Here is a 13020-nt window from a genome sequence, read left to right as displayed (position 1 = left end):
CTTGATTCGGATGGAAAGATGGGCGCGAATGATACACGGGGTGCGCCGCCTGTGCATTGTGAACCGGTACCGGTTGCCGGTGGTTAAGCCCGTGTAGGCCCGGCAGAGGCCGTCCGGCCGGGATTGGGCCCCAGCCTCGAGGCCCAGTGTTCCACCTGCGTGACAACGGAGCAGGCGGCTACCGGCCTGGCCGGACGCTGCCAGCCGTCATCGTTCTGCCCAAAAACCGCCATCTGGCTGCCGCCTGCCGGGCGCAGGCTGTCGGCCAATCCGGCCGCCGGGCATGAGTGGATCCGCCATGCAGGAACTTGAACAGCGTCTCCAGCAACGCTTCCCCGATTGGTTCCACGGCCGCCGGGGCCAACTGGCACGGCCGTTGCTGCGCAGCGTCGGCCGCTGGTCGCGCCTGGATCAGATCGAAGCGTTCCTGCAGCGCAGTGCAGGATTGCGCGGATTCGGCTTCGTCGCCGCCGGCCTGGAATTCATCGATGGCCAGTACCAGGTGGATCCGGCCGCGCTGGCGAAGATTCCCGCCACCGGCCGCTTGCTGATCGTCGCCAACCACCCCTCGGGGGCGCTGGACGCCCTCGCGCTGCTGGACGCGGTCGGCCGCATCCGTCGTGACGTGCGGATCGTGGCCAACGATCTGTTGGGAGCCATCGCGCCACTGCAGGACCTGCTGTTGCCGGTGCGCATCCTTGGCGGCAAGGCGCAGCGCGGCAGTCTGCACGCGGTGGAGGAGGCGCTGGCCGCCGAGCAGTGCGTGATCGTGTTCCCGGCGGGTGAGGTCTCGCGCCTGTCGCTGCGCGGCATCCGCGATGGCCGCTGGCAGCGCGGGTTCGTCCGCTTTGCCCGTGCCGCCGGTGCGCCGGTGCTGCCGGTGCGCGTGGAAGCACGCAATTCGGCACTGTTCTACGGCGCCTCGACCCTGTTCAAGCCGGCTGGCACCGCGCTGCTGGCGCGCGAGATGTTCACCCGCCGTGGCCGCCCGCTGCGCCTGAGCATCGGCGAGCCGATGCAGCTGGGCAAAGGCGGCGACCCGGGCGCACAGCTGCTGGCGGTACGCCGCGCACTCTATGCGCTGGGCCGCAATGGCGCAGCCGGTAATGCCGCTGCCTGCGCAGGCCCCGAGCCACTGGCGTCCCCCGTGCCGCCTTCGCAGGTCGCCGCCGGCATCGCCGCGGCGACCCAGCTGGGCCAGACCGCCGATGGCAAGCAGATCCTGCTGGCGACCTGTAGCGCCGATTCACCGCTGCTGCTTGAACTGGGCCGCCTGCGCGAACTGACGTTCCGCCAGGTGGGCGAGGGCACCGGGCGCAGCCGCGACGTGGACGACTATGACCCGCGGTACGAGCACATCGTGATCTGGGACGCGGCCGCGCAGCGCATCGCCGGCGCGTACCGGATCATGCGCGGCGCCCATGCGCTGGCCCGGCACGGACTGTCCGGGCTCTACAGCGCGTCGCTGTTCCGCTATTCCGACGATGCCATCACCCACATCGCCGAGGGCCTGGAACTGGGCCGCAGCTTCGTGGTGCCCGACTACTGGGGCAGCCGCAGCCTGGACTACCTGTGGCAGGGCATCGGTGCCTACCTGCAGTGCCGGCCGGGTATCCGCTACCTGTTCGGCGCGGTGTCGATCAGCGCGGCGCTGCCACGCGATGCGCGCGAGCAGCTGGTGGCCTACTACCAGCGCTACTACAGCGGTACCGCCGGGCTGGCCGAATCGAACCGGCCGTTCCAGTACTTCGCTGCACCGCCGAGTTTCGGCGAGCTGGATGCCGGTGCCGCGTTCGAGGTGCTCAAGGCCAACCTGGCCGCACTCGGCACGGGGGTGCCGACGCTGTACCGCCAGTACACCGATCTGTGCGAACCCGGTGGTGCCCGCTTCCTCGCCTTCGGTGTCGACCCGGACTTCAGTGATTCGATCGACGGCCTGATCGAAGTGGACCTGTGTGCGATCCGGCCGAACAAGCGCAAACGCTACCTGCGCGACGCGGGGACGCCGGCATGAGCGCGCTGGCGAACCTGTCGCCGCACCGGCGCGCAGTGTTCGTCTCCGATGTGCATCTGGGTTCACGTCATTGCCATGCCACCGAGCTGGCACGGTTCCTCTCGCAGCTGCGTTGCGAACGGTTGTACCTGGTCGGCGACATCATCGACCTGTGGTGGATGGCGCATCGCCGCGCCAACTGGCGGCAGTCGCACAGCGAAGTCATCCAGGCCCTGCACGCGTTGCGCCGTGCCGGGACCGAGATCGTCTACATCCCCGGCAACCACGATGCTTCGCTGCGCCAGGTCTGCGGTTTGATGCTGCCGGCGATGCAGGTGCGCCGGCGCGCCATCCACGTGACCGCCGATGGCCGCCGGCTGCTGGTCGCGCATGGGGACGAGTACGACGGCGTGACCCACTTCGGCGGCCTGCAGGAAAAGTTCGGTGACTGGCTGTACTACCGCATCCTGACCGGCAACCAGGCGTTGAACGCGGTGCGGCGGCTGTTGGGAATGCGCTACTGGTCGTTGTCTGAATTCCTGAAGAAGCGCAGCGGTGCGGCCGAACGCTACATCGAGCGCTTCGTCCAGGCCGGCCTGGACGACGTGCGCCGTCGCGGACTGGATGGCATCGTCTGTGGCCACATCCACCGCGCTGCGTTGATTGAACGCGACGGCCTGGTCTATGCCAACGACGGCGACTGGGTGGAAAGCCTGACAGCACTGGCCGAAGACCACGATGGCGCGCTGCGCCTGCTGGACCACAACGGCCAGACGCTGGTGGAGCTGCCGGGCGCGCGCCTGTCGCAGGCGGCGTAACCCGCGATTGTCCCCTTGTAGAGCCGAGCCCATGCTCGGCTGCTCTTCATTGCGTGTAACGGCAGCCGAGCATGGGCTCGGCTCTACATGCACCGCCCGCAAGCCGCTAGCATCGGTCCATGGATTCCCTGACCCAGATCGTGCTCGGCGGCGCCGTCGCCGCTGCCATCGCTCCGCCCGGCCAGCGCCGCGCGGCCCTGTTGGCCGGTGCCGCGCTCGGCACCCTGCCGGACCTCGATGCCCTGTGGCTCGGCTTCACCGCCGCCGACCCGGTGGCGAACATGATCGAGCACCGCAGCTTCAGCCATTCGCTGCTGGTGCTGCCCTGGGTGGCAGCGCTGATCTGGTGGCTGTTCAAGCGCTTCGGCAACGGCCGCGTTGCGCAGTCACCGGTGCGCTGGTTCTGGGCGATCCAGTTGGCGCTGGTCACCCATCCGCTGTTGGATGCATTCACCGTTTACGGCACCCAGTTGTGGTGGCCGTTGCGGCCACACCCGACCATGGGCTCCAGCGTCTTCATCATCGATCCCGGCTACACGGTGTGGCTGCTGCTGGGCTGCGTGCTGGCCTGGTTTGGCCGCGCCCGCCCCTGGGCTGGCAAGGTGCTGGGTGTGGCGTTGCTGGCCAGCAGTGCCTACCTGGGCTGGGGCCTGATCGCCAAGGCCCAGGTCGACCGTGCTGCCCAGCAGAGCCTGGCGGCGATGGGCCTGGGCGATGCCCCGCGCTTCTCGGTGCCGATGCCGTTCAACACCCTGCTGTGGCGGGTGGTGGCGATGACGCCGAACGGCTACGTGGTGGGCGACCGCTCGCTGGTGGCCGACCATGGGCCGATGCAGTTCGAAGGCCACGCGTCCAACGTGCAGGCACTGCGTGAAGCAGGGGGCATCCCGGCGGTGCAGCAGCTGACCTGGTTCAACCGTGGCTTCATGCGTGCGCAGGTGATGGACGGCCGGCTGGTGCTGAGCGACCTGCGCATGGGCCTGGAGCCGGACTACACCTTCAACTTCGTGGTGGCCGAGCAGGCGGACGGGCAGTGGCGGGCGATCGTGCCCGAGCAGCTGCGGGCGGACTACAGTAGCCCGGCCGCGCGAGCCGATGCCGGGCGCCGGCTGGCGGCGATGTGGCAGCGGATCTGGCATGCGCCCGTAGTCGGCGCTGTCGAGTAGATCCACGCCATGCGTGGATGAAGGGACATCGACGGTGGCAGCCACGCATGGCGTGGCTCTACTGATTCAGTCAGCAGTGCCGCGTCGGCTCAATACACCGTGGCGCGGCCCTGCACGAACGAATAGAAGAACACCGCATTCGGGTCGTTCTGCACCAGGCGGAACTCGCGACGCATGCCTTCCACGGTTTCCTCGTCAACCGACCCGGCCTGCAGCAGTTGGTCGGCGGCCGACAGCAGCAGCTGTTCCCAGAACGCGATCATCGTCTTGCGGCGTGCCGGTTCGCGGTTGTCCAGGTGGATGGTCTTGATCTCGGTGTGCACGTCGCGGAAGCCGCCGGCCAGCAGCAGGTTGCCCAGCTTGGCGCCAACGAACGGGTCGCCCCCGTGGTCGTACTGGAAATCGTTGAACGCCATCCAGTAACGCCAGATGTGCGGCGAATACGGGTCGAGCAGGAACGAGGCATTCATCACCTCGGTGATGTAGACCGGCGAACCCGGTGCCAGCACCCGGCGCACCTCGCTCAGCACGCGCGCCGGTGACGGCACGTGCTCCAGTACCCAGCACAGGAACGCCGAGTCGAAGCTGCGTGCCTCGAACGGGAGCTCGCCGGCGTCGGCCTGCTGCAGGGTGTAGCGGTCGCTGCACCACGGCGTGCGCGCCAGGTTCTCGCGCGCGGTGGCCAGCTGGGTCTCGCTCAGATCCACACCGGTCACGTGCAGCTCGGGGAAGCGGCGCAGCAGGATCTCGGTCTGTGCGCCGACGCCGCTGCCGACTTCCAGCAGGCGCCGCGCGCCGCTGTAGTCGATCTGGCCGAAGATGCTCGATTCCAGCAGGCGCGCCTGGGTCATCAGGCGCTGCTGCTCGGTGCCGGAAAACCCGTGCAGGTAGGTCGGGGAAGAAATCGGCGGGGTCATGGGGCGGGCTCTCGGTGTTCAAGACGGTCGAGCAGGCTCGACTCTGCGACGCAGCGATGCGGTCAGGCGGCCGAAGACAACGCCGGTTCCCCGGCGATCAGGCGGTCGAAGTACTCGGTGGTCAGCGCGACCTGGCTCTGCGGGTCTTCGGCGCGGTTGACCACGGCGCGGAAGGCCGCATTCTCCGGCCGGTCCTTGGCATACCAGCCCAGGTGCTTGCGCGCGATGCGCACGCCCTGCGGCTCGCCATAGAACGCATGCAGTGCGTGCAGGTGGCCGAGCAGGATGTCGCGCACTTCCGCCAACGACGGTGGTGGCAGTTCCTCGCCGGTGGCCAGAAAGTGCGCCACTTCGCGGAAGATCCACGGCCGGCCCTGTGCCGAGCGGCCGATCATCACCGCGTCCACGCCGGTCTGCTGCAGCACGTATGCCGCCTTCTGCGGCGAATCGATATCGCCGTTGGCGATCACCGGAATGCGCAGCGCGGCCTTGATCTCGCCGATCGTGGCGTACTCGGCCTGGCCGGTGTAATGCTGGTCGCGGGTGCGGCCATGCACCGCCAGCGCGGCGATGCCGCTGTCCTCGGCGATGCGGGCGATCACCGGGCCATTGCGATGGTCGCAGTCCCACCCGGTGCGGATCTTCAGGGTGACCGGAACGTCCACCGCGTTGACCACGGCCTCGAGGATGCGCGCCACCAGCTGCTCGTCACGCATCAGCGCCGAGCCGGCCCAGGCGTTGCACACCTTCTTGGCCGGGCAGCCCATGTTGATGTCGATGATCTGCGCGCCGTGGTCGACGTTGTAGCGTGCGGCCTCGGCCAGCTGCTGCGGCTCGGTGCCGGCGATCTGCACGCTGATCGGGGCCGGCTCGCCATCATGATCCATGCGGTGGATCGACTTGCGCGTGTTCCAGAAACGCGGGTCACTGATGGTCATTTCCGAGGCGGCCAGCCCCGCGCCCAACCGTTTGCACAGCAGGCGGAAGGGCTTGTCGGTGACGCCGGCCATGGGCGCCAGCACGACGTTGGGGGCAATGGTGTACGGGCCGATCTGCATGCGCCCATTGTAGGGCGCGGGCGGCGGTACGGCCGTGTCGGACGCGGTCCGGTTCAGGCCGATCGGCACCGACCTCATGCCGTACCGGCATCAGCAGATGCTTGACGGTTGCTTCCGCCGCCCCCAAGGGCGGGCGATGGTAGGCGGCTACCCCAGGCTCTGCCAGGCCTGGCGGGTACCCAGCGCGAAGGCCAGCCCCAGGCTGAGGCACACCAGTGAACTGACCACCCAGAAGCGCCGGCCGTTGTCGCCGGGCTGGAGCAGGGCCAGCCCGAAGCCCATCGCCGCGCGCAGCAGCAACAGCAGGGCGATGCCCGACAGGACCAGACGGCTGGCCGGCAGCGGCGAATGCCAGCCCGCGGCTGCGAGTGCGTACAGGGTCCAGGCCACCAGCACGGCCGTAATGCCGGCGGTCATCAGCGGCGGCCACCAATGCCCGGCCTGTGCCAGCCGGACCATGCGCGGGCCAGCACCGAAGTACCTGTACCACGCGGCGCCGAAGGCAATACAGCCGATATGCAGCAGGGCCGCAATGGCACTACCGGCGGCGGCAACCAGCAACCAAGGGAATCCGTCCATGTCCTGCCCACGCTGAAACGCTGCGCGGATGGTGGGTGAGGGGCGGGATGCGGGCAATGCGACCGGCAGTCGCAGCCGTCCGATGCGACCACAGGTGATAGCGCTGCGCTCAGCGCGGCGGATCGATCTGCAACCCGGCGCCGAGACGGTCCAGGGCCACGTCCACGCGTGGCAGCCGCTGCCGGCCTTGCGGCCACAACAGGCGCAGCGGCAGGCCGCGGCAGTCCAGCGACGGCAGGATCGAGACCAGGCTGCCGCGCGCCAGCGCGTCATCGACAAGCCAGGTGGCCAGCTGCGCGATGCCGAAGCCGGCCTCGACCGCCGCCACCTGGGCCTCGGCGCTGCCAACCACCAGGCGCGCGCGGGCCTGCAGCGGTGTACTGCGCTGCCCGCCATCGGCCACCTGCCACGGCCCGATGCTGCCGTCCGCGCGTCCGAACAGCACACCGTCATGCCCGGCCAGCTCGGCGGCCGAGCGGGGCTGGCCATGCCGGAGCAGGTAGGCCGGGGAGGCGCAGAAGCGCAGGCATTCGTAACCGAGCTGGCGGCTGCCCAGCGTGGCGGGCAGCGGCTCGGGACCGCCGATGCGTACGGCGAGGTCGACGCCGTCCTCGGCGAGGTCGCTGAAGCGGTCGCTGAAGGTCACCTGCGGATGCAGCTGTGGAAACTCGGCGGCCAGCTGCAGCAGCAACGGCCAGACTTTGAGGCGCCCGAAAGTGGCCGGCGCATCCACCCGCAGGCGGCCCACGGGAGCGTCTGCGTGCGAGACCAGCACTGACTCGGCATCGGCCAGTTCGCCCAGCACCCGCACGCAGGTGCGGTAGAAGCCCTCACCGGCCTCGGTCAGGCGAAGGCGGCGCGTGCTGCGTTCGAACAACCGCGCTCCCAGCCGCGCCTCCAGCCGCGCGATGGTCTTGCCCACCGCCGAACTGGTCAGGTGCAGGCGTTCGGCGGCGGCAGTGAAACTGCCGGCATCGGCGGTGGCGACGAAGGCCTCTATGCCGCGCAGGCGCTCGGTGGGAAGCATGGGGAGAAATTCTGTCCGGAATCGATGGAAAACATAGCAGCAATCGGAACTCACGGAGGAAATAGGCTGGCGACCCCTGTTCTGATGCCCGCCCATGTCCTCCCTTGATTCCGCCGTGACCGCTGTCCACGCAAACGCTCGCGCACGTCTTTCAGTCGTCCTGCTGGCGGTGTCCGCCTTCGTCATCGTCACCACCGAGTTCCTGATCGTCGGCCTGTTGCCCGCGCTGGCGCGCGACCTTGGCCTGGGCATCGCCCGAGCGGGGCAGCTGGTCACCTTGTTCGCGTTCACCGTGATGCTGGCCGGGCCACCCTTGACCGCGCTGCTGTCACACGTCGGCCGGCGCCGCCTGTTCGTGGTCATCCTGCTGTTGTTCGCGGCTTCCAACGCGCTGGCCGCGATGGCCACGCAGCCGTGGCTGCTGGCGCTGGCGCGGGTGCTGCCGGCACTGGCCCTGCCGGTGTTCTGGGGCACCGCCAGCGAGACTGCTGTGCAGCTGGCTCCTGCAGGGCAGGGAGGCCGTGCGGTCGCGCGGGTCTACCTGGGTATCACCGCCGCAATGCTGTTCGGTATTCCACTGGGGACGTTGGCCGCCGACGCCCTCGGTTGGCGCGGCAGCTTCTGGCTGTTGGCGGCCCTGTCGCTGTTGATGGCGGGCGCGCTGGCGTTGTGGATGCCGGACACCGTGGCCGGGCCGCGGCGCGCGCTGGGCGAGCAGGCACGTGTACTGCGCCAGCCGCAGTTGCTGGGCCATGTGCTGCTGTCGGTGCTGGTGTTCACCGCGATGTTTGCTGCCTACACCTACCTGGCCGATGTACTGGAGCGGCTGATGCGGGTACCGGCGGCACAGGTGGGTTGGTGGTTGATGGGCTTCGGCGCCGTGGGACTGCTCGGCAATGCACTGGGTGGGCGCTGGGTCGATCGTGCGCCCCTGGGCGCGACCCTGGTGTTCTGCGCGGTGCTGGCGCTGGGCATGCTGGCCAGTGTCGGGCTGGCCGGCCACGGCGCATTCGTGCTCATCGCATTGGTCCTGTGGGGTGTGGCGCATACCGCATTGTTCCCGCTGTGCCAGGTGCGGGTGATGCGTGCAGCGCCCCAGGCACAGGCGCTGGCCGGAACCTTGAATGTGTCTGCGGCCAACGCCGGCATCGGCCTGGGTGCGCTGCTGGGAGGTGGGGCCATCGAACGCTTCGGCCTGGCATCGCTGGGCGCGGTGGGCGCGGCCGTCGCGTTGCTGGCGATTGCCGCTGGCCTGTTGCTGGGATGGCTTGCGCGGTCTCGTTCATCCACGCATGGTGTGGATCTGCCTCATTGAAAAGCAAACAGAAAAGCCCGGGTGTCTGCACACCCGGGCTTCTTCATCCACGCATGGCGTGGAATTACTTTGCTTCGGCGTCGGCCGGGGTGAAACGCGGCATTGCCGCAGCGGCACCTTCCTTCTCGGTCGAACGACCGGCGAACTGGTTGGCGAAGCGCACGTGACGGGCGAACGGGGCGTCGGCCACCTGTGCCAGCGATGCGGCCAGCGCACCGTTGAAGGCGTCGCCGGCGCCGGTGGTGTCGATCGCCTGCACCTGTTCGGCACCTACGCGGTAGTACGGCTGGGTATCGCCGCGCAGGTTCTCGTCGGCATGCGACACGAACACGCCCACCGAACCCAGGGTCACCACCACCGTGCCGTTGCCGACCAGCTTGCGGCACAGCGCGTGCAGGCTGGCGCCATCCAGCGCGGCGACGTCGTTGGCATCCACGCGCTCACCGACATGACGGCCGAGCAGGGCGGCGAACTCGGTCTCGTTCGGGGTGATCACATCGGCCAGCTTGAGCAGGCCGATGGTGGAGGGGGCATCGGCCGGTGCGGTGTTGAGCACGGTGGTGACGCCGGCCTCGCGGGCCGTGGCCAGTGCCGCTTCGATGGTCTGCACCGGCGATTCCAGCTGCACCAGCACCACCTTGGCGCCGGTCAGCAGCGCCTGCTGCTGTTGCAGGAAGTCGGTGCTCAGCGCGGCGTTGGCACCCGGGCCGATCACGATGGTGTTGCGGCCGCGCGCGTCCACATAGATGCCGGCGGTGCCGGTCGGTTCGCTGCTGGCTTCGGCGATCAGACCGAAGCCGTCCTGCGCGGCCAGCTCACGGGCGGTGGCGCCACCGGCGTCGTCGCCCAGCGCGCACACGAAGTGGGTGTCGGCACCGGCGCGGCAGGCCGCCACGGCCTGGTTGAAGCCCTTGCCACCGGGGCCGGTGCTGTAACGGCCGGCAATGGTCGCACCCGGTGCCGGCAGCGACTCGCATCGCCACACGTGATCGACATTGAAGGAACCGACGACAACGACACTGCTGCTCATAGGGAATCTTTTCTCAACCAAGGGTTCAACTGAAGTGCGTCAGCACGCCGGCGATGGTCGCCGTCATGAAGGTGGCAATGGTACCGCCCAGCACGGCGCGCAGGCCGAACTTGGCCAGGTCGTGGCGACGTTCCGGGGCCAGCCCGCCGATGCCGCCGATCTGGATCGCGATCGAGCTGAAGTTGGCGAAGCCGCACAGCGCGTAGGTAGCGATCAGGCGACCTTCCTCGGACAGGCTCACGCCGGCGATCTGGCCGTTCACGATCTGCGACAGCTCGGTGTAGGCCACGAACTCGTTGATCACGACCTTCTGGCCGATCAGCGAACCGACGGTGGTGGCATCGGCCCACGGGGTGCCGATCACCCAGGCGATCGGGGCCAGTACGTAACCGAAGATGGTCGACAGGTTGGTCGGCTTGCCGATGGCAGCGGCCAGGCCGGTCACATCGCCAATCCAGGTAAGCGGTGCGTTCAACAGCGCGATCAGAGCGATGAAGGCCAGCAGCATCGCACCGATGTTCAGCGCCAGCTTCAGGCCGTCACCGGCGCCGGCAGCGGCCGCGTCGATGATGTTGCTGGAGGTCTTTTCGACTTCCATCTTCACCGTGCCGCGGGTCAGCGGGGTGCCGGTTTCCGGGATCAGCAGCTTGGCCACGACCAGGGTGGCCGGGGCCGCCATGATGCTGGCCGCCAGCAGGTGCTTGGCATAGAAGGCCTGCTGCGCCGGATCACCGCCGCCGAGCATGCCCACGTAGGCCGCCAGCACGCCACCGGCGATGTGTGCCATGCCGCCGATCATCATGGTCAGCAGCTCGGACTGGGTCATCCTGGCGATGTACGGGCGCACGGTCAGCGGCGCCTCGGTCTGGCCGATGAAGACGCTGGCGCAGACGCTGGTGGTTTCCGCACCCGACACGCGCATCACCTTGGTGATCGACCAGGCCATCACGCGCACGATGCCCTGCATGATGTTGAGGTGGTACATCACCCCCATCAGTGCAGAGAAGAAGATGATGGTCGGCAACACCTGGAAGGCAAAGATGAAGCCGTAATTCTTGGTGTCCATCAACGAGCCGAAGATGAAGCCCGAGCCCTCGTTGACGTAGCTGAGGATCTTGACGAAGCCCTTGCCCAGCGCGTCGAACACGTCGCGCCCGCCCGGCACCAGGATCACCAGCGCCGCAAAGGCGATCTGCAGGGTGATACCGGTGGCAACCAGCTTCCAGTCAACCGCGCGCTTGTTATTGGAAAACAACCAGGTGATGCCGATCAGCACCGCCAACCCGAACAGGCCGAAGCCGATCCTGCCCAAACCTTCGACCATGTGAGTGACTCCCCTGGGGCGTCGCGAAAAACGGGAAGCCTAGTGCAGGGCAGGGGCCGGGGCAAGAAAAAGCAGCGTGTGCGCGGCCATCGGTGCCGATCAGGCCAGCAACGGCAAGGGCTTGCGGCTGGCGGCGGCAGGTAGAATGGGGTTTGATCCCGGCCCGGATGCGGGCCCGCAGCAGGAGATTCGCATGCAATACCGTCGCCTGGGCTCCACCGGCCTGCCGATTTCCGCCTTGTCCTTCGGCGCCTGGGTGACCTTCGGCGATCAGGTTCCGCGCGATGAGGCCCGCAACCTGGTGGCCGCCGCCTGGGATCATGGCGTCAATTTCTTCGACAACGCCGAGGGCTATGCCAACGGCCGTGCCGAACAGGTCATGGGGGACGTGATCACCGACCTGCGCCTGCCGCGCGACGGCTTCTGCGTGTCCAGCAAGGTGTTCTTCGGCAGCGCCAAGGACCCGCGACCGACCCAGCGCGGACTGTCGCGCAAGCACGTGACCGACGCCTGCCACGCTGCACTCAAGCGCCTGCGGGTGGACTACCTGGACCTTTATTACTGCCACCGCCCGGATCCGGACGCGCCGATCGCCGAGACCGTGCACGCCATGGATACCCTGGTACGGCAGGGCAAGATCCTTTACTGGGGCACCTCGGAGTGGCCGGCGGCGCAGATCCAGCAGGCGCTGGACATCGCCGAGGCGCGCAACCTGCAGGGCCCGTCGATGGAGCAGCCGCAGTACAACCTGCTGCACCGCGAGCGGGTCGAGGTCGAGTACGCGCCGCTGTATGCCGGTACCGGCCTGGGCACCACCATCTTCTCGCCGCTGGCCTCAGGCCTGCTCACCGGCAAGTACGACCAGGGCATCCCGGCCGATGCACGGCTGGGGCGCGAAGGCATGGAGTGGTTGCAGGACCTGGTGCTGGGGGCCGACGCCGGGGCCCGCCTGGGTCAGGTGCGCCGTTTCAGCGAAGTCGCGCGCGCGCTGGGCCAGGCCCCGGCCACGCTGGCGATTGCCTGGTGCCTGCGCAACCCGAATGTCTCCAGCGTGATCCTCGGCGCCAGCCGGGTCAGCCAGCTGCTGCAGAACCTGCAGGCACTGGACGTGCTGGAGCAGGTCGACGCCGCCGGCTGGGCCCAGGTCGAAGCCGTCTTCGCCTGAACCCCGGGGGCCGACCGGGCCTGGGGCCTCGGCCAGGTCGGCTCGGCCGAGGGATCGGGAACGGGATCGGTAGAGTCGACTGTTAGTCGACTGCTTCGAATAAACGACTGCTTCGAGCAACAGCAGTCGACTAACAGTCGACTCTACACATCTACGCCGCTATTTGATTGACAAAAGCTATCGAATTTCCGGATTCGATCATTAATCTGATCAATGAAATTGAGAATGGTTGTTGATTGTCAACTGAGAATCATTATCATTTAACTCGTCCCTCGCACGAGTCCAGATGCTCATGAATGCTCAACCTGTACTGCTGCGCCCCGAAACGCTGACCCTCCGCGATCGACCGGTCCGCGTCGTTCCGCCGGAAGAGGTCATCGACAGCGAAGCCCTGCTCAAGGGCCGTCGTGAAATCCTGATCCAGCACGGCGACCGCTTCTATCGCCTGCGGCACACCAGCAACGACAAGCTGATCCTGACCAAGTAATCGCGGCCTGGTCGCCCGCCTCCCTCCCTCCTGCCGGCAGCGCCGACAGGGTGGGCGACCCGTCCGCTCCTGCTCTCTCCCCCTCGGTCTACCGCGTGCACCTTCCGGGTGTGCCGGTAACCGGGGGTTCCCCTGCCTGAC

General features: G+C 68.0%; 12 protein-coding genes. 6 read left to right on the top strand and 6 right to left on the bottom strand.

The window, feature by feature from the left end; translation table 11 throughout:
- The first annotated feature begins 298 nt into the window (after positions 1–298).
- The 3 genes from G5A07_RS05290 to G5A07_RS05280 all read left to right on the top strand — a co-directional run bounded on the left by G5A07_RS05290 (position 299) and on the right by G5A07_RS05280 (position 3977).
- The gene (locus tag G5A07_RS05290) at positions 299–2014 is read left to right on the top strand and encodes a lysophospholipid acyltransferase family protein (RefSeq protein ID WP_191862970.1); all 1716 of its coding nucleotides are present in this window, start codon (positions 299–301) and stop codon (positions 2012–2014) included.
- Entirely contained in the window at positions 2011–2811 is an 801-nt protein-coding gene (locus tag G5A07_RS05285) for a UDP-2,3-diacylglucosamine diphosphatase (protein WP_010481879.1), read from the top strand. Before G5A07_RS05290 ends, G5A07_RS05285 begins: the two co-directional genes overlap by 4 nt.
- Before the next feature lie 119 nt (positions 2812–2930).
- The gene (locus tag G5A07_RS05280) at positions 2931–3977 is read left to right on the top strand and encodes a metal-dependent hydrolase (RefSeq protein ID WP_191862969.1); all 1047 of its coding nucleotides are present in this window, start codon (positions 2931–2933) and stop codon (positions 3975–3977) included.
- A gap of 89 nt (positions 3978–4066) precedes the next feature.
- Here the strand turns inward: G5A07_RS05280 and G5A07_RS05275 are convergent, their stop codons facing one another.
- The 4 genes from G5A07_RS05275 to G5A07_RS05260 form a co-directional block, all read right to left on the bottom strand.
- Entirely contained in the window at positions 4067–4894 is an 828-nt protein-coding gene (locus G5A07_RS05275; protein WP_005415318.1) for a class I SAM-dependent methyltransferase, read from the bottom strand.
- Positions 4895–4956: 62 nt separating this feature from the next.
- Positions 4957–5952, bottom strand: coding sequence for a tRNA dihydrouridine synthase DusB (gene dusB, locus G5A07_RS05270; RefSeq protein ID WP_049453467.1), 996 nt, complete (start codon positions 5950–5952; stop codon positions 4957–4959).
- A 147-nt stretch (positions 5953–6099) separates the two neighbouring features.
- Positions 6100–6531, bottom strand: a complete 432-nt coding sequence (locus G5A07_RS05265) for a hypothetical protein (protein ID WP_049482040.1) — start codon at positions 6529–6531, stop codon at positions 6100–6102.
- A gap of 109 nt (positions 6532–6640) precedes the next feature.
- Positions 6641–7558, bottom strand: coding sequence for a LysR family transcriptional regulator (locus G5A07_RS05260; RefSeq protein ID WP_010481875.1), 918 nt, complete (start codon positions 7556–7558; stop codon positions 6641–6643).
- 94 nt (positions 7559–7652) lie between these two features.
- On the opposite strand from G5A07_RS05260, the gene G5A07_RS05255 reads away from it, so the two are divergent.
- Positions 7653–8873 (top strand): MFS transporter, encoded by a 1221-nt coding sequence (locus G5A07_RS05255; protein WP_049482036.1) that lies wholly within the window; start codon positions 7653–7655, stop codon positions 8871–8873.
- 64 nt (positions 8874–8937) lie between these two features.
- On the opposite strand, the gene G5A07_RS05250 is transcribed toward G5A07_RS05255, so the two are convergent.
- Both G5A07_RS05250 and G5A07_RS05245 read right to left on the bottom strand, forming a co-directional pair.
- The gene (locus G5A07_RS05250; RefSeq protein ID WP_010481872.1) at positions 8938–9903 is read right to left on the bottom strand and encodes a ribokinase; all 966 of its coding nucleotides are present in this window, start codon (positions 9901–9903) and stop codon (positions 8938–8940) included.
- A 25-nt stretch (positions 9904–9928) separates the two neighbouring features.
- Complete coding sequence (locus tag G5A07_RS05245; RefSeq protein ID WP_010481870.1) at positions 9929–11227, bottom strand: nucleoside transporter C-terminal domain-containing protein; 1299 nt, start codon at positions 11225–11227, stop codon at positions 9929–9931.
- A gap of 193 nt (positions 11228–11420) precedes the next feature.
- On the opposite strand from G5A07_RS05245, the gene G5A07_RS05240 reads away from it, so the two are divergent.
- On the top strand, positions 11421–12392 hold the full coding sequence (locus G5A07_RS05240) for an aldo/keto reductase (RefSeq protein WP_191862968.1): 972 nt from the start codon (positions 11421–11423) through the stop codon (positions 12390–12392).
- A 292-nt stretch (positions 12393–12684) separates the two neighbouring features.
- Entirely contained in the window at positions 12685–12879 is a 195-nt protein-coding gene (locus G5A07_RS05235) for a hemin uptake protein HemP (protein WP_005412278.1), read from the top strand.
- Positions 12880–13020: the final 141 nt, after the last annotated feature.

Origin of the sequence: Stenotrophomonas sp. AS012628 (assembly GCF_010608305.1) — a bacterium.
Classification (GTDB): domain Bacteria; phylum Pseudomonadota; class Gammaproteobacteria; order Xanthomonadales; family Xanthomonadaceae; genus Stenotrophomonas; species Stenotrophomonas geniculata.
This window is presented reverse-complemented; position numbering and strand designations above follow the sequence as displayed.